The sequence below is a fragment of the Ruegeria profundi genome (assembly GCF_001507545.1).
In the GTDB taxonomy this organism is placed as follows: Bacteria; Pseudomonadota; Alphaproteobacteria; order Rhodobacterales; family Rhodobacteraceae; genus Ruegeria; species Ruegeria profundi.
Genome location: NZ_LQBP01000004.1, coordinates 191,830 through 206,479 on the forward strand (window position 1 = coordinate 191,830; position 14,650 = coordinate 206,479).

Annotated in this window: 19 protein-coding genes and 1 tRNA gene; 8 read left to right on the top strand and 12 right to left on the bottom strand. The window is 56.5% G+C overall.

Going from position 1 to position 14,650, the window contains the following annotated elements; genetic code table 11:
- Positions 1-2: 2 nt before the first annotated feature.
- The gene (locus tag AVO44_RS09230) at positions 3-404 is read right to left on the bottom strand and encodes a DUF2147 domain-containing protein (RefSeq protein WP_068335745.1); all 402 of its coding nucleotides are present in this window, start codon (positions 402-404) and stop codon (positions 3-5) included.
- Between the two features lie 135 nt (positions 405-539).
- Here AVO44_RS09230 and hisA point away from each other — a divergent pair, with 135 nt between their 5' ends.
- The gene (gene hisA, locus AVO44_RS09235) at positions 540-1,262 is read left to right on the top strand and encodes a 1-(5-phosphoribosyl)-5-[(5-phosphoribosylamino)methylideneamino]imidazole-4-carboxamide isomerase (RefSeq protein WP_068335747.1); all 723 of its coding nucleotides are present in this window, start codon (positions 540-542) and stop codon (positions 1,260-1,262) included.
- A gap of 332 nt (positions 1,263-1,594) precedes the next feature.
- Here the strand turns inward: hisA and AVO44_RS09240 are convergent, their stop codons facing one another.
- Entirely contained in the window at positions 1,595-2,041 is a 447-nt protein-coding gene (locus AVO44_RS09240; protein ID WP_068335749.1) for a DUF302 domain-containing protein, read from the bottom strand.
- A 397-nt stretch (positions 2,042-2,438) separates the two neighbouring features.
- Here AVO44_RS09240 and hisF point away from each other — a divergent pair, with 397 nt between their 5' ends.
- The 3 genes from hisF to AVO44_RS09255 all read left to right on the top strand — a co-directional run bounded on the left by hisF (position 2,439) and on the right by AVO44_RS09255 (position 4,154).
- A complete protein-coding gene (gene hisF / locus AVO44_RS09245; RefSeq protein WP_068335752.1) occupies positions 2,439-3,200 on the top strand; it encodes an imidazole glycerol phosphate synthase subunit HisF in 762 nt (253 codons plus the stop codon).
- The gene (locus AVO44_RS09250) at positions 3,197-3,514 is read left to right on the top strand and encodes a phosphoribosyl-ATP diphosphatase (protein ID WP_068335755.1); all 318 of its coding nucleotides are present in this window, start codon (positions 3,197-3,199) and stop codon (positions 3,512-3,514) included. The genes hisF and AVO44_RS09250 overlap by 4 nt, the downstream gene beginning before the upstream one ends.
- Before the next feature lie 73 nt (positions 3,515-3,587).
- Complete coding sequence (locus AVO44_RS09255; protein WP_068335758.1) at positions 3,588-4,154, top strand: hypothetical protein; 567 nt, start codon at positions 3,588-3,590, stop codon at positions 4,152-4,154.
- Between the two features lie 2 nt (positions 4,155-4,156).
- On the opposite strand, the gene AVO44_RS09260 is transcribed toward AVO44_RS09255, so the two are convergent.
- The 4 genes from AVO44_RS09260 to rlmB all read right to left on the bottom strand — a co-directional run bounded on the left by AVO44_RS09260 (position 4,157) and on the right by rlmB (position 6,454).
- Positions 4,157-4,627, bottom strand: coding sequence for a CoA-binding protein (locus tag AVO44_RS09260; RefSeq protein ID WP_068335760.1), 471 nt, complete (start codon positions 4,625-4,627; stop codon positions 4,157-4,159).
- A 198-nt stretch (positions 4,628-4,825) separates the two neighbouring features.
- The gene (locus AVO44_RS09265) at positions 4,826-5,278 is read right to left on the bottom strand and encodes a YHS domain-containing (seleno)protein (RefSeq protein ID WP_233421963.1); all 453 of its coding nucleotides are present in this window, start codon (positions 5,276-5,278) and stop codon (positions 4,826-4,828) included.
- A gap of 106 nt (positions 5,279-5,384) precedes the next feature.
- Complete coding sequence (locus AVO44_RS21815; RefSeq protein ID WP_082677455.1) at positions 5,385-5,666, bottom strand: hypothetical protein; 282 nt, start codon at positions 5,664-5,666, stop codon at positions 5,385-5,387.
- 14 nt (positions 5,667-5,680) lie between these two features.
- The gene (gene rlmB / locus AVO44_RS09270; RefSeq protein WP_068335763.1) at positions 5,681-6,454 is read right to left on the bottom strand and encodes a 23S rRNA (guanosine(2251)-2'-O)-methyltransferase RlmB; all 774 of its coding nucleotides are present in this window, start codon (positions 6,452-6,454) and stop codon (positions 5,681-5,683) included.
- Positions 6,455-6,569: 115 nt separating this feature from the next.
- Here rlmB and AVO44_RS21025 point away from each other — a divergent pair.
- Positions 6,570-6,653 (top strand) — tRNA-Tyr (locus AVO44_RS21025).
- 250 nt (positions 6,654-6,903) lie between these two features.
- Here AVO44_RS21025 and AVO44_RS09275 read toward each other — a convergent pair.
- Positions 6,904-7,425 carry a DUF2478 domain-containing protein gene (locus tag AVO44_RS09275; RefSeq protein WP_068335766.1) on the bottom strand — a complete coding sequence of 174 codons (522 nt, stop codon included), beginning with the start codon at positions 7,423-7,425 and terminating at the stop codon, positions 6,904-6,906.
- A gap of 299 nt (positions 7,426-7,724) precedes the next feature.
- On the opposite strand from AVO44_RS09275, the gene AVO44_RS09280 reads away from it, so the two are divergent.
- Entirely contained in the window at positions 7,725-8,387 is a 663-nt protein-coding gene (locus AVO44_RS09280; protein ID WP_068335769.1) for a DNA-3-methyladenine glycosylase I, read from the top strand.
- A gap of 41 nt (positions 8,388-8,428) precedes the next feature.
- Positions 8,429-9,115, top strand: a complete 687-nt coding sequence (locus tag AVO44_RS09285) for a hypothetical protein (RefSeq protein WP_068335772.1) — start codon at positions 8,429-8,431, stop codon at positions 9,113-9,115.
- A 3-nt stretch (positions 9,116-9,118) separates the two neighbouring features.
- Here AVO44_RS09285 and AVO44_RS09290 read toward each other — a convergent pair whose 3' ends face one another.
- The 3 genes from AVO44_RS09290 to AVO44_RS09300 all read right to left on the bottom strand — a co-directional run bounded on the left by AVO44_RS09290 (position 9,119) and on the right by AVO44_RS09300 (position 11,631).
- Entirely contained in the window at positions 9,119-9,523 is a 405-nt protein-coding gene (locus AVO44_RS09290; protein ID WP_082677456.1) for a c-type cytochrome, read from the bottom strand.
- A 133-nt stretch (positions 9,524-9,656) separates the two neighbouring features.
- A complete protein-coding gene (locus tag AVO44_RS09295; RefSeq protein WP_068335778.1) occupies positions 9,657-10,343 on the bottom strand; it encodes an ABC transporter ATP-binding protein in 687 nt (228 codons plus the stop codon).
- Entirely contained in the window at positions 10,336-11,631 is a 1,296-nt protein-coding gene (locus AVO44_RS09300) for a lipoprotein-releasing ABC transporter permease subunit (RefSeq protein WP_068335781.1), read from the bottom strand. The genes AVO44_RS09295 and AVO44_RS09300 overlap by 8 nt, the downstream gene beginning before the upstream one ends.
- 515 nt (positions 11,632-12,146) lie before the next feature.
- On the opposite strand from AVO44_RS09300, the gene AVO44_RS21580 reads away from it, so the two are divergent.
- On the top strand, positions 12,147-12,359 hold the full coding sequence (locus AVO44_RS21580; RefSeq protein ID WP_233421964.1) for a hypothetical protein: 213 nt from the start codon (positions 12,147-12,149) through the stop codon (positions 12,357-12,359).
- Between the two features lie 5 nt (positions 12,360-12,364).
- Here the strand turns inward: AVO44_RS21580 and AVO44_RS09315 are convergent, their stop codons facing one another.
- Together AVO44_RS09315 and proS are read right to left on the bottom strand one after the other, a co-directional pair.
- Complete coding sequence (locus AVO44_RS09315) at positions 12,365-13,276, bottom strand: glycosyltransferase family 2 protein (protein WP_068335790.1); 912 nt, start codon at positions 13,274-13,276, stop codon at positions 12,365-12,367.
- Positions 13,260-14,600 carry a proline--tRNA ligase gene (gene proS, locus AVO44_RS09320; protein WP_068335793.1) on the bottom strand — a complete coding sequence of 447 codons (1,341 nt, stop codon included), beginning with the start codon at positions 14,598-14,600 and terminating at the stop codon, positions 13,260-13,262. The genes AVO44_RS09315 and proS overlap by 17 nt, the downstream gene beginning before the upstream one ends.
- Positions 14,601-14,650 lie beyond the last annotated feature (50 nt).

The following is a 14,650-nucleotide window of genomic DNA, read 5'->3' on the forward strand; positions in this document are numbered from 1 at the left end:
CCTTATTGAACGCGAGTCCAGGTCTGCCCGCGGCAGATCAGGCCACCGGCGACACAGCCTTTGACGGTCAGCTCGTTCTGGCCGTCCAGCGTCATCTTCGAGTTATATGTCTTGTCCCGGTCCGGGGCCCAGATCTTGCCATTGTCATAGCTGCCGCCGCCTTCCGGGATCATATCCCAGATGATCTGCTTGCCTAGGTTCTCATATTCCAACTGCTCGTTCCCATCCGCGTCAAAGGCGGTATCGATGGTGCCGCAAATGGCGCTGCCGCATTCGGCAATCGTGACGTGCAGATAACCGCCGGTATCCCCCGGAGCGGTCTTCCACAGCCCGTCGACAGGATCGGCGGCCAAGGCGGTTGTTGCCAGCACTGCCAAACCCGCCGCAAGAGTAAATGTTTTCATGAGTGTCTCCCTGTTTTGTGGCCAGTCTGGCCCGCCATTCGCCACCGGGCAAGATTGACTTTGCGTCGCGTTGCATCCCCTACCCTGCATGTGCGATACGCCGCGCGAGTAACCTCTGACATAGGGCCGCATAAAATGATCCTCTACCCCGCCATCGACCTAAAAGACGGCCAAGCCGTGCGCTTGCTGCGCGGTGAAATGGACAAGGCCACCGTTTTCAACGACGACCCGGCCGCGCAGGCCCGTGCCTTTGTTGACGCAGGGTGCGAATGGCTTCACCTTGTGGACCTGAACGGTGCCTTTGCAGGCGAGCCGGTGAACGCCGCGCCGGTTGAAGCAATTTTGAAGGCCTGCAATGTTCCCGCACAGCTTGGGGGCGGCATTCGTGACATGGCCACGATTGAGACCTGGATCGACAAGGGTCTGGCGCGCGTCATTCTGGGCACCGTGGCGGTTGAGAACCCCGACCTCGTGCGAGAGGCTGCAAGAGCCTTCCCGGGCAAAGTTGCCGTTGGCATCGACGCGCGCAATGGCTTGGTTGCCACCAAAGGCTGGGCTCAAGAAACCAACGTGCAGGTCACCGATCTTGCGCGCAGCTTCGAGGATGCGGGCGTTGCCGCCATCATCTATACGGACATCAACCGCGATGGTGCGATGCAGGGTCCAAATGTCGAAGCTACCGCAGACCTGGCGCGCGCTGTATCGATTCCGGTGATCGCTTCGGGTGGCGTTTCATCAATCGCTGACCTGATCGCGCTGCGCGATTGTGGCGTCGAACTGAACGGAGCGATATCGGGGCGCGCGCTCTATGATGTTGCGATTGACCTGAAAGAGGCGTTGTTTACGCTAAAAAGCTAATCCTGACTGTGACACCGGGTTGGAACATTCGCTCCCCACTGCCTCCAACGGCTTGGAAAGAATGTCTCGGCTTTACCAGAGCGCGGTTCTTTCAAACAGGAAAGGTAGGATTTCCAATGATCAGCTTAGCGCCCGCCCGTGCAGACGGCGTTCTTTGGCTTGAGTGATTCATCAGCGCCGGATTTGCCGCCCTCAAGGTAAGCTGCCATTTTCCCCTGCGTGCGACGATTCCCGCAAGGCCCGAAAACGAAAAAGCCCCATAGTCCTGCAATCAAGCAGATTTCGAAGGGTGGGCTGTGCCAACAAGCCGTGTTGCCAGCACAGTCGATCAACTATTCCGCCGCGATAGACGTCAGCTTTGCCAGCGCCCCCCGCATCTTTTCAATGACCGGGGATGCATCAACACCGTCTAGATCATCCATAGTCTCTTTGGGGTCTTCATAGGCCAACCAAACCTGACCGTTTTCGTCCTCGTATGCCTGCACTTTCAGCGGCAAGAATAATCCTGCACGCGGATCAATCTGCATAGCGGGCGTACCCATCGCGGGGTTGCCGAAGATCAGCACTTGATTGGCTGGAATGGTCAGCCCAACCTTTTCGGCCCCAGCTGCGTGATCAATGCGTGCAAAAACGGTTGCACCCGCATTACCAACAGCGTCCTCAAACGCATCCAGCGCCTCTGACACCGATTTGTCTGTGCTAACCTTGATGATATCGTCTGCCATCGCTGCGACGGTTCCTCCTAAAACGAAAACAGTTGCCAAAATGAAACTGCGCATCTCATTAATCTCCCGCTGAATTTGGGCGTAAACTTCCCGGGTTTGAATGGCCTTGCAATCACAAGTCCGGCATCATCGACGCGGTGTTTGCCTCTGCTGTCATCTGATTGACCCACCCAAGAAGGCTGGCCCTCGAATCGATCTCAGATCGTAAACAATTTTGGTCAAACTTGCATAGTTTGCACAGATCGAACTCAAAGAAGGGGAGTGGCAGCCTTTGGTTGCTGACGGTCGGGTTCCTTGGACAGATGACAAGGCCAACCTGTTCTCAGCTCTCAAGATACTGCGCAATGACTGACCGAAGGACAGGCATCCACTGATTGGCCGGTGTCACGCTGTTCGGCACTGGCATCGGCGGAGCATTATCGGTAGAGGTGCGGCAACAAAGGATGCCGCCATGCTAAAAACTCGCATCATACCCTGCCTCGATGTCGCTGATGGCCGTGTGGTCAAGGGCGTGAACTTCGTGGGCCTGCGTGATGCAGGCGACCCGGTGGAATCAGCCAAGGCCTACGACGCCGCCGGCGCGGATGAGATTTGCTTTCTGGACATTCACGCCACCCACGAAAACCGAGGCACCATGTTTGACGTTGTTCAACGCACAGCCGAGCAGTGTTTCGTTCCCCTGACTGTGGGCGGCGGCGTGCGCACCAAGGAAGATGTTCGGGCCCTGCTTCTGGCCGGAGCGGACAAGGTAAGTTTCAATTCTGCCGCAGTGGCAAATCCGGACGTGGTCGCCCAGGCAGCGGATCAATTTGGCAGCCAATGCATCGTCTGCGCCATCGACGCCAAGACCGTCAGCCCCGGTAAGTGGGAGATTTTCACGCATGGTGGTCGCAAGCCCACCGGGATCGACGCCGTGAAGTTTGCCAAAACTGTCGTCGCCAAAGGCGCGGGTGAAATCTTGCTGACATCAATGGACCGGGACGGCACCAAGGCCGGATTTAACCTACCACTGACACGCGCCATCTCGGATGCGGTGGATGTACCCGTGATCGCTTCGGGCGGGGTGGGTAATCTGGATCATCTGGTTGAAGGCGTGACACACGGTGGCGCAAGCGCGGTTCTGGCGGCCTCGATCTTTCACTTTGGCGAATATACGATCCGTGAAGCCAAGGAACACATGGCTGCTGCGGGCATCCCGATGAGGTTAACATGAGTATTCTACACGATCTCTCCGCCACCATTGAGGCCCGCAAAGAGGCCGATCCCGACTCCAGCTGGACCGCCAAATTGTTGGCAAAAGGTCCCGAAAAATGCGCCGAAAAATTTGGAGAGGAGGCAGTCGAAGCCATCATCGAAGCCGTCAAGGGTGACAGGGCCAGCCTGACAGCCGAAGCGGCGGATGTGCTATATCACTTGCTGGTCATGCTGGCGGCACGCAATGTCGCGCTGGATGACGTCCTGAACGAGTTGGAACGGCGGCAAGGGGTCAGCGGGATCGCTGAAAAAGCTGCTCGCCCCAAGGGCTGAACGACAGGGTTCCGTCAACTCGTCCTCGCCTTTATGATCAGGTTTCACAGTCAACGGATCATAGGGCCAAGGGATGATCAGGATTATGGCAGCTATGCTGGCCTTTGCGACGCTGACCGCCTGCGCGTCCCCGCCCCCGTCAACCGGGGACGAAGTGCAGCGACTCGCCAGTGAAATCCTCAGTCTTGGGCCGGATGTTGACCCAGAAGAAGCAAACCGAGCCTCCCGGATCGCCTATTCCTATACGGCGCAACTGGTGCAGGAATACGAAATCACTGACCCCCCGTTGATCCACAACGCCAAGGTCAACAAGGGTCTGCGCCCTCGGGGGCTGTGCTGGCACTGGGCCGAGGATATTGAGCGCCGCCTCAAGCAAGAGAACTTCCAAACGCTCGAATTGCACCGCGCTATCGCCAATGCGGACAACCCGTTCAGGATCGACCACAGCACTGCCATTATCAGCCGCAGAGGCGAAACACTGTATGACGGCGTGGTGCTGGATCCCTGGCGGTACGGCGGGGTGTTGTTCTGGTCTCCGCTGGTGGAGGACACGAAATATGAATGGGTGCCGCGTGACGCCGTGTTGCAGCAACGCCGCGTCGAGCAATATGGTGAGCTTTTACCCTACGTCAGTGAATAGGATCAGATTTTGGAAGAGATCACGCCGGTCGCAAATCCACCCAAGCGCAGCTCACCAAACAGGCGTTGATATTCGATTTTTGGGCATCTGTTCATAATCACGTCCATACCCTGACCTTGCGCCTTGGCGGCGGCATCGGCGTTTTCCACCCCGATCTGCATCCAAACCGTGCGTAGTTTGGGCAGCACGTCCAAGGCTTCGTCGACGATCGGCGGCACCGCCTCGGACCGGCGGAAGATATCGACCATATCAACCGGCTCGGAAATCTCAGACAATGAGGCGCGCACGGTCTGACCGAACAACTCTTTCCCCGCATGGCCCGGATTGACCGGGATAACCGTAAACCCTTTCAACGATAGATACCGCGCCACGTAATAGCTTGGCCGCACCGGATTCATCGACACACCAACTACAGCGACCACCTTGGTACGCTGCAGAATCTCTTTCAGATATTTATCAGGATACGCTGTCATGGCCGCACCATATTCTGACAAACCAAAAGAAAAAAGCGCCCAGGCCGTGCCTGAGCGCCAGTTGTTGGAACGAGGGACAGTGAAATGACCCGCGGCAGTTCCGTTCCGCGGTCACTGTGTCATTTAGGCATATGATCAGAGAAAAAAAGAGGTTGAGCAAATTTTTGTGATGACAATTCACAAAAATCGACAATTTGCTCATTTGTTGTGAAGAATTCCGGGCCAATGCGCTTCGGCCATGCGGATATATTCAGCCGAGTCAGTGCGCCACATCCGTTCAACTTCCAATGAATGGGTCATATACAGCCGTCCGCCAACCACTTGCCAGGCCATCGGGTCAGAACCGGTTAGTGATCCGTGGGCCATTGCGTAAGCGCAGTAGCCACCGAACTGAGGCGCAAAGGCGCGAGGATCACGCTCGAATGCCTCACGGTTTTTGGCGGTCGCGAATTGCCATTTGGCCCCCCGCCACACAACTGCGTGTTCCGATTTTCCCTCTATCGGCGCATCTGCGTCAAAATAGGACACCACATCATAGCCTGCCATTGCCGCTCCCTCTGTAGCAAAGAAAAACGGCATATCCTGCGCTGTGGCGGCAGGTGCGATCATGGAGGCGGCCGCTGCGGCCAACAGAAAACGACGAGTAAGCATGGCAGAAATCAATTTGATCCTTTCAAATAATCAAATTGCAATTCTTGCGCCTTTGCGAAACCCCAGTTAACGGGTTTGTGATCATCAAAACGACTCTGAGGCCACTTTAATCAAAGATATCCTCGACGACATCCCATGCCTCTTCCAGCAAGCGCGAAAAAATGGCCTTTCTCTTCTTCTTTTTGCTCTTCCGGTATGCCGTGGGCGCGTTCTTGACGTCTCGTTTTATCTTTTCGTCGTTCAGCTTGCGCTTGGGCACCATTTTGATGTCATGCAGCGGCGCCCCGCAACTTGAACAGCTTAGCTCGTGGCGTTTCTGCCCCCTCAGAACCAACGCAGCGCGGGTCCCGCAGTAACAGCAGGTGACGATTTTGGACGGGCTTGGAATGGGGGCTCTCCTGTCTACTTGTGCCTTGAGGCATATAGGGCGATTGCGGCTGCATTTGAGACGTTAAGCGACCCAAAACCCCCGGCTGCGTCGATTTTCACCAGTTGATCAACAGTTTCCTTGGTTTTTTGCCGCAGGCCCGGCCCTTCGGCTCCAAGCACCAGCGCAACTGGCTGATCCAGCTTGCCACCCAAGGCCGTTTCAATGGTCTGGTCGGCCTCACCATCCAGCCCCAGCACCACAAAACCCATGTTTTGCAACTCAACAATTGTATCCGCCAGATTGCGGACCCGAAGATAGGGTTGACGCTCCAGCGCACCGCTGGCGGTCTTCGCCAATGCACCTGTCTCGGGCGCCGAGTGGTGCCGTGTGCCGATGACCGCACTGGCCCCTAATACTTCGGCCGAGCGCAGGATCGCCCCGACATTGTGAGGATCTGTTACCCGATCCAGCAAAAGCACGCGTGGATGCTCACGGCCAATGCAGTTTTCCGCCAAACCGCCCCACTCCAGAGGTTTGACCTCAAGAGCAGCGCCCTGATGGACAGAGCCCGGATCAATCGGCGCAGTAAACTTGCGCGGATCAACCATTTCGGCCTCAATCCCTGCAAATTCAATGGCTTCGGCCAATTTATCCCGCGCATTCCGCGTGACGATCAGGCGCAACTTCTGCCGGTTGGGGTTCATCAACGCGTCGCGCACGGCGTGTATGCCGAACAGCCAGACGGATTCCGCTGCTGCCGCCTTGCGCGCCTGTTCCTTTTCGACGACCCATTTGGGTTTCTTCATTTCATGGGCCTCCGGGCCGGGAATTCGGTTTCCTGCGTCAAAGCGAAATTTTCCTGTTGACGCTCCTTCAAGGCGCTAGTAATCACGCCTCCACGTCAGGTCAACGCCTGACAGTGGGCGACAGGCCGCAAGGTGTGGCAGGGGACTGTAACTCCCTCGCGGAGACGCACGCCTGGTTCGATTCCAGGGTCGCCCACCATCTTCTTTGCAGAATGATGAAGCTCTTACCACAGCGCATAATCGCTTTCTGGAAGCGCAAAGCCGTAGCATTTCATAATTTGGCAAGGCCTCATAGATCGTATTTACAATTGAGGCTTTTTCATCTTGATATCAATGGATTGAAGAAGATCTCTCAGCACTGATTACCAAGAAAGCGTCGCGCCAAGGATCACCAACCGGAGCCTTATGTAGGTCAATCTGCAAAATTGGCGCGACAAGGCCAGTCTCACTCAGGCAGCTGCTACCCGTTGTGCGTCAACGCGGTCAAACCACGCTACAATAGACTCAAGGTCAGCCGCGACCTTTTCCGCCGCGCCGCCCGCGAAGTCCTGAAACTTGTCACTGTTCAGGCCATTCACACCAACCAGTACCGGAATGTCCTTTGCCAGCGCCTCGGCAATCACAGGACGAAAGCCGCGCCCGTCAGCCTCATGCTTGCCGAACTTGTTGATGATCAGCAACTGAGGGGCGTCATCCAGCGAATTGGCAACCAACCCAACGGCCTGCTCCAGCGCCGCAGGGTCCAGGCGGCAGCCCCGCGAATGTTCTCCCAGCGACTGTGAGATACGTATCATCTCACCGTCTGGCAACACGCGGACGTCCATGTCGCATTTGCTGCTATCGGTGCATTCGGTGTTGGTTTGCACCACGCCGGCAAGATGCGCGCCAGCGGCCAGTAGATGCTGTGCAACTTCGCTCAGAAGCCGATCGGTCGCGCCGCGGTCGGTGGTTGTGACATAGGCCAGATACATTCAGAGACCCTCGAAAAAATATCGTGCCCATTCAGATAGCACGCATAATCCGATCCGACCACTCCCAGCGTTGCGGCAGAGGTGGCAAACCGATCAAAGCTGCGTGCATGCCTAGAAGCAGCACCGAGCGGGAAAGGGCTCGACCCAGCTTTGTCATCTTCCTTATTTCTCGGCTTCGATGCAGTCTTGGGATTTAGGCTGGCCTTAGCCCAAACAACTGGGGCGAAGCGCTGAAAATGCTCTGTTATTTCAGGTGCGGCTCAATATGTAACACCCAAACACGACAACAAAGGGTACCGATGCACCATTTCGATGATATATTTCTTATGGCCGCCGCCCGGCACGGCGGGCCTGACGCCATAGAGGCCAAGCTGACCAAACCCAAAAGCGTTACAGAGCTTGCCGCGCTGCCTGACGATCGCTGGCTGTCGATTTTCGCTAAGTGCATTTTTCGGGCTGGATTCAACTGGACAGTTATTGACAGTAAGTGGGCGGGGTTCGAGGCCGCATTTGACGGGTTCGACGTTGGCCGCTGTGCATTCATGGATGACGAGACATTCGACTCCCTGCTACGGGACACCCGTATCGTGCGCAACGGTGCCAAGATCGCTGCCGTCCGGGACAATGCGGCGTTTCTGCTAGAGCTGCGTCAGGAAGGTGGTGCGGGCCGCGTTCTGGGCAGTTGGCCGTCCACCGACTACGTAGGACTGCTGGCTATGTTAAACAAAAGAGGCACACGTTTGGGTGGAAAGTCGGCGCAATATGCTATGCGCCTTGCCGGTCGCGACAGTTTTATCCTGTCACAGGATGTCACTGCCCGGCTGATCGCTGAAGGCGTGGTCGACAGGCCACCTAGCTCGAAAAAGGCAATGATGGCCGTACAGAACGCTTTTAACATGTGGATGGATCAATCCGGACGATCACTGACAGAAATCAGCCGCGTTTTGGCAATGACCCTGTGAAAAGCAGTTGCAGTGCGGGTGCTTGCCATTAGGCTCTGATCATGACCTGTCGCATCCTGATGATGGCTCTTGTTTTGCTAGTGTCCTGCGGTCGCCCGTTGACCGAGCAGGAACGCAGCTTTGCCGATACCGTTCAGGGTGAGACGCTCAACCTGGACCGTGTGCGCCTGGTCGAGGGGGCTCCGGTCGCGCCGGTTACCTTTTATCGCAAATCACGGCCCCGCCTCGCCTGCCGCGAACGCATTCTGCCGCCTTCTGAAGAAGGCATAGTGACCGCAAAACCGGCCGCCGTTGCCCTGTTCAATCGGGTTTATTTCACCCGCGACTGGTATCTTGAGGACTATATGTCCGAATTCCCCGAACAGATGAACCTGATTGCAGCGATGCTTCTTGCGCATGAGTTGACCCATGTCTGGCAATGGCAAAACCGGGAAACCACCGGCTATCACCCGCTGCGCGCCGCAGCCGAACATGGCGGCAACTCGGACCCGTACCTGTTCGATCTCAACACATCGCCGAACTTCTTGTCCTATGGGTTTGAACAGCAAGGCGCGATCGTCGAGGAGTACGTCTGCTGCCGGGCGCTGGACCCAAAGGCACCCAGAACCCAGCGAATTCACGACATGCTGAGCGTACATTTCGATCTGTCACCACTGCCAGAGCAGTCACGTGACCGCGACATCGTGATCCCGTGGAACGGCGCCAAGACCGAAGGCATTTGCAGATAAGAACTACTGCCCTTGCAGCGTTTCGAGATAGGCGACCAAATCCACGATCGGCTGGCTTGTCAGAATCGGCTGCCCCTCTGGCGTTTTCATTGAGGTATCCTGCCCGTCAAAGTAAGGCCCATAGACCGGCATCGGGCTACCATGGCTGACCAATGGGTCGCGCCCATCGATACGCGCCACCACGCGGGCGGTTGGGAATACGCCATCTTCGTTGGCTAGTTTCGTCAGGTCCGGTGGTGGAATCAACAAAACACCGGCCATTGGGCCTTGCCCGGCTGCATCGATCCCGTGGCACGTTGCACAAAAGTGCCGGTACAACTCGGCCCCTTCCCCGACGTCCTGCGCCGCGGCCTGTGTAGTTGCCATCAGTGTTCCGATAGCAGCTATACGAAGTAGCTGTCTGCTCATCGCATCCTCCTGTCACGATTGACATTTACAGGCTTGCTCGCTGCGGTTCTTGGCACAATGATCCAGATCAACGAAGCAGATGAGCAGTGGCAATAATACAATACGTCTTCATCATGCTGACTGGCGGAGCCCATCACTCAACTGGCCTGAGCACCCCACCTTCCAATCGCAGTTTGCGGTCCATCCGGGCGGCAAGGTCCATGTTGTGCGTGGCAATCAGCGCTGACAGCCCTTCTTCCCGCACCAGCGCCATCAGCGCGTCAAACACCTGATCAGATGTCTCGGGGTCCAGATTTCCGGTTGGTTCATCGGCCAGCAAGATTTTGGGGGTGTTGGCCAGCGCTCGGCAGAATGCCACGCGTTGTTGTTCGCCCCCTGACAAAGCCGCTGGACGGTGATGCGCGCGCGGCGCAACACCAACGCGGTCCAACAAGGACATCGCCCTATCTTGGGCCGCCTTCTCGGACACACCGTTGGCCAATTGCGGCAAGGTGATGTTTTCCAGTGCCGTGAACTCGGGCAGCAGGTGGTGGAACTGATAGACGAACCCTACGTCCTGCCGTCGGATCGCCGTGCGGGTCCGATCCCCCTTGCCGTTGACAGTCTTGCCCGCGATTTCCACGGACCCGACATCTGGCGTGTCCAGCAACCCCGCGATGTGCAACAGGGTAGACTTACCCGCTCCGGATGGTGCCACCAGCGCAACAGCTTCGCCCGCGCGCAACTCCAGATCAGCACCGCGCAGCACTTGAACTTCACCCGGCGTGCCCTTCAGGTAGGTCTTGACCAGCCCGTTCAACCGCATCGTCACTTCATTCATACCGCAGCGCCTCAACCGGGTTGAGCCGCGCCGCGCGGCGTGCCGGGAAATAGGTAACAAAGAACGACAACCCCAATGATAAACCAATCGCCTTGAGCACATCCGACAGATGTAGTTCGGCCGGCAAGGCATAGATACCGCGAATAGACGGGTCCCAAACGCCGCCTCCCATGATGTAGTTCACGAATGAGAATATCGGATCAATATAGATCGCAAACAAGCATCCCAGCAGCACACCCAAAGCAGTGCCGATGATCCCCGTAAACGCACCGCAAATGAAGAAGACGCGCAGGACCGAGCCTTCGCTCAGCCCAATGGTACGCAGGATACCGATATCGCGACCTTTGTTCTTTACCAGCATGATCAGCCCCGAAACTATGTTCATCGCAGCGATCAGAACAAGGATCGACAGGATGATGAACATCACATTGTCTTCAACCTCAAGCGCCCGCAGGAACCCGCCCGACGCGTCCTGCCATGTCCATATCTGGCTTCGCTCTCCGGCGGCTTCGAGGATTGGGATCAGGATCGGCGTCAGTTCTTCGGGCCGCTCGACCATTACCTCGATCTCGTCAGCCACACCCTCGCGGTTGAAAAAGCTCTGCGCCTGTTCGAAGGGCATATACACGCGCGTCCTGTCGATATCGTATCGCCCGGCCGAAAACACATAGACGACCCGATACGCATTTACGCGCGGCGATGTACCAAAGGCCGTCTTCACTCCGTTGGGCGAGGTCAGCTTGATCGTGTCCCCAACCGTTGCCCCGATACCCCGTGCGACACCTGATCCAATGGCAATGACATCTTCGCCATTCTGAAACTCGGACAGATCGCCCACGGCCTGTTCGCTTTCCGCAACACCGGGCAGGTCCAGCAGGTCATCCGGTTGAATGCCAAACACCTCAACCCCGTTGCTGCGCTCGCGATTGGTAATCAATACCTGCCCTTTCACCAAGGGCGCTGCACGCTCTACTCCGGGAACCTGTGCGATGCGGTCCGCCACATCGTCATATTCCGCGATGGTGCGATCCAACTGGCCCTGAGCATCAAAATTGCCTGCCGAATAAACCGTGACATGCGCATTAGCCCCCAGAATGGTGCCCACGAACTCGGCTCGGAACCCGGACCTTACGGCCAAGGTCGCAATCAGGGCAAATACGGCCAGCGTGATTCCAATGAGCGAAATCCAGGTCATCACGCTGACGCCGCCCTCGGCCCGGCGGGCACGCAGGTATCGCCAGGCGATCTTCCATTCAAAGGGGGCAAAGGGCGGGGGCGTCTTGGCCATATCTGCTCCGGGTGGTTTTGTTTGGCGCGACACTTTCGGCATTTCCTTGGATGGTCAAGTTGATATCCACCCCCTGCGTCCGGATGGGCGTTTCCGCGACCGCTGCGCATAGTCTTCGACACGAATCATACGAAAAACCATCGCAATTGATCTGGTCAGAGGTGATATCAGAGCGCAACCTTATACCCTTGGTTGTGACGCGCTTCACAGACATCCCCGAATTGTTTCAGGTATGAAGTCAAAAAGGCCGTTGCGTGAGGGACTGAACTCAAAATGCAACAATTTCCTCAGCAATTTTATTTCGCCTTTTGCCAATTTTTAGAAATTTTGTCACCCTGAATACAAGGGGGATACCATTTTAAGAGCGGGAGACGCTCATGTTAGTAAAGAGTAATACGGTTTTTTTGGACCCGACTTTAGTCCGAAAGGCATCTTCAGAACTTGATTGTGAAACTGCAGCGCTTTTGCGTGCAACAATTCGCCCTGTGTTTGACACTGCGGCAAGTTGGGCAAGCTTGGCTGACATCCTAAAGGAAAAGGGATATCGTCTGGCGTTTCGCGACGGGCGCTTGTGCATCACGGACCGCGCAACCGGAGACAGAGTGTGCGGGATACGCTTTCTTGGGTTCGAACTGCGCGAATTGGTCAAACGCCTCGGGCGTCCGATTGTTGTCGCACGCGGTAACACCGCGGATGGCGATATTCTGACGAAACGGCCAAAACCGTAACAGACCTAGTAACTACGCCAGAACTGTGCTTTGCGGCGCAGCGTCTTTGTCAGGCTGTAGAATGCAGCCCGGGCAATGGCCGGATGCGACAGAGATTTCAACAAAATAGCAGCTGAAACCCGTACTGGCAGATGGCCCTGCCTGTACCATCCAATCCTTTGTGCGTCGGTATATCCAGACATATCGCAAAACTGGCTATAGTTTTTCAGCCAGACTGCGGCCATTTCCGCACCTGCGGCATCTGTGTCTGCTGACACTCCTCCGATCCGAAACAGCGATATTGGTCGCTGCAACCGATGGCCGGAATGGCCAGACAAAATCATCCGCAAAACCATGTCATAATCCGCGGCAATGCGGAACTGCAGGTCATGACCACCCATTTCCTGAAAAACCGCCTTTTTCAAAACCATCGCATTATGGCCGAATGGCAGGCGTTGCAGGATGGATTTCGGCGTAAGCCGGCGAGCGTGGCGGCGATTGCCCTCATCATCAAAAAAAACCGTCTCACCGTAAACAAAGTCTGGTTTGTCCGGCTCAAGCGCTTTTTGAACATCTAGCAGGCTGTCGGCGCCCGCAAGCAAGTCATCCGAATTGAGGAAAAGAATATACTCACCCGCGCACCGCTGAACCGCCTGGTTCATCGCATCGTAAAGGCTTTTGTCTGCCTCGCAGATATACAGCACGGGAATGGGGTTTTCAGTGTCCGCGATCTTTTGAATCGCGGCCTTCAAAAGGTCTTGCGTGCCGTCGTCGGATTGACCGTCCCAAACCACATGCTCGATGTCGCGGAACTTTTGATCCTGAACACTGTCGAGGGCAGCGAGGATTTGTTCCCCGCGCCCTGCTTCGATCAGGTTTCGCGTTACCGTAACGACCGAGATCAGCGGCCGTTGATCCTGTTCAGGCAATTTGCTCATAGATTTCGGCAACTTTTGTAACGGCGGCTTCGGGGCTCAGTCCTTCGCTTTCGCCGGTCCGGCGGCAGGTCAGCTCGACCACGCCGTTTTTCAACCCCCTCGGACCAACGGTGATGCGCCAGGGCAGACCGATCAGGTCCATGGTGGCGAACTTGCCGCCTGCCCGCTCGTTCCGGTCATCGTAGAGCGGTTCAAGCCCCAGCGCGGTCAGAGCGTTATAGATTTTGTCACAGGCTGCGTCGGCTTCTTCATCACCTTGTTTCAGGTTGACGATACCGCAATGGAACGGCGTGACACCTTCAGGCCAGATGATGCCCTTGTCGTCATGGCTGGCTTCGATGATCGCGCCGATCAGGCGGCTAACACCGATGCCGTGGCTACCCATGTGAACGGGAACCGGTTTGCCGTCCGGGCCTTGCACGGTCGCACCCAGAGGCTCGGAGTATTTGGTGCCGAAATAGAAAATCTGGCCAACTTCGATCCCACGTGCCACTCGGCGACGCTCCTCGGGGACCTGGTTGAACAACGCCTCGTCATGGGTTTCGTCCGTACGCGCATATTTCGAGGTGAACTCTTCCAGGATGGCCTGACATTGCTCGCGGTTATCGTAATCAATGTCACGGTCACCAAACGTCAGGTCGGTGACGGCACTGTCATAGAACACCTCGGACTCACCAGTGTCAGCCAACACGAGGAATTCATGCGTATCATCGCCGCCGATAGGGCCAGAGTCGGCACGCATCGGGATCGCTTGCAGACCCATACGTTCATACGTGCGCAGGTAACTGACCAGATGGCGGTTATACGCGTGCAGCGCGTCCTCTTTAGTCAGGTCAAAATTGTACCCGTCCTTCATATAGAACTCGCGCCCACGCATCACGCCGAAACGCGGGCGGATTTCGTCGCGGAATTTCCATTGGATTTGATACAGCGTCAGCGGCAGGTCTTTATAGCTGCTGACGTTGCCACGGAAGATATCGGTCACCAACTCTTCGGCGGTCGGAGTATACAGCATGTCGCGGCCATGGCGGTCCTGCATCCGCAGCATTTCCTGACCGTAATCGTCATAGCGGCCGGATTCACGCCACAGGTCGGCCGATTGCAGGATCGGCATCTGGATCGCAATATGCCCTGCCCGCGCCTGTTCCTCGTGCACGATGTTTTCCAGTTTGCGCAGGACTTTGAAGCCCAGCGGCAGCCACGAATAAATCCCGGCGGCGGCCTGCTTGATCATCCCGGCGCGCAGCATCAGCCGGTGGCTGACGATCTGAGCCTCGGACGGGGTTTCCTTGAGAACGGGCAGAAAGTAACGACTGAGGCGCATTTTGAACCTTTAAAGGTGAATTTGGACTTCAAAGCTGCTTATTGCAAAGC

Excerpts from the sequence above, each read along its gene's own strand:
- hisA (WP_068335747.1), top strand. The coding sequence starts at position 540 with ATGATCCTCTACCCCGCCATCGACCTAAAAGACGGCCAAGCCGTGCGC.
- AVO44_RS09290 (WP_082677456.1), bottom strand. The coding sequence starts at position 9,523 with ATGAGCAGACAGCTACTTCGTATAGCTGCTATCGGAACACTGATGGCA.
- AVO44_RS09285 (WP_068335772.1), top strand. The coding sequence starts at position 8,429 with ATGACCTGTCGCATCCTGATGATGGCTCTTGTTTTGCTAGTGTCCTGC.
- AVO44_RS09250 (WP_068335755.1), top strand. The coding sequence starts at position 3,197 with ATGAGTATTCTACACGATCTCTCCGCCACCATTGAGGCCCGCAAAGAG.
- AVO44_RS09260 (WP_068335760.1), bottom strand. The coding sequence starts at position 4,627 with ATGACAGCGTATCCTGATAAATATCTGAAAGAGATTCTGCAGCGTACC.
- AVO44_RS09230 (WP_068335745.1), bottom strand. The coding sequence starts at position 404 with ATGAAAACATTTACTCTTGCGGCGGGTTTGGCAGTGCTGGCAACAACC.
- AVO44_RS09255 (WP_068335758.1), top strand. The coding sequence starts at position 3,588 with ATGATCAGGATTATGGCAGCTATGCTGGCCTTTGCGACGCTGACCGCC.
- AVO44_RS09295 (WP_068335778.1), bottom strand. The coding sequence starts at position 10,343 with ATGAATGAAGTGACGATGCGGTTGAACGGGCTGGTCAAGACCTACCTG.
- proS (WP_068335793.1), bottom strand. The coding sequence starts at position 14,600 with ATGCGCCTCAGTCGTTACTTTCTGCCCGTTCTCAAGGAAACCCCGTCC.
- hisF (WP_068335752.1), top strand. The coding sequence starts at position 2,439 with ATGCTAAAAACTCGCATCATACCCTGCCTCGATGTCGCTGATGGCCGT.
- AVO44_RS09275 (WP_068335766.1), bottom strand. The coding sequence starts at position 7,425 with ATGTATCTGGCCTATGTCACAACCACCGACCGCGGCGCGACCGATCGG.
- AVO44_RS09265 (WP_233421963.1), bottom strand. The coding sequence starts at position 5,278 with ATGCTTACTCGTCGTTTTCTGTTGGCCGCAGCGGCCGCCTCCATGATC.
- AVO44_RS09300 (WP_068335781.1), bottom strand. The coding sequence starts at position 11,631 with ATGGCCAAGACGCCCCCGCCCTTTGCCCCCTTTGAATGGAAGATCGCC.
- rlmB (WP_068335763.1), bottom strand. The coding sequence starts at position 6,454 with ATGAAGAAACCCAAATGGGTCGTCGAAAAGGAACAGGCGCGCAAGGCG.
- AVO44_RS09315 (WP_068335790.1), bottom strand. The coding sequence starts at position 13,276 with ATGAGCAAATTGCCTGAACAGGATCAACGGCCGCTGATCTCGGTCGTT.
- AVO44_RS09280 (WP_068335769.1), top strand. The coding sequence starts at position 7,725 with ATGCACCATTTCGATGATATATTTCTTATGGCCGCCGCCCGGCACGGC.
- AVO44_RS09240 (WP_068335749.1), bottom strand. The coding sequence starts at position 2,041 with ATGCGCAGTTTCATTTTGGCAACTGTTTTCGTTTTAGGAGGAACCGTC.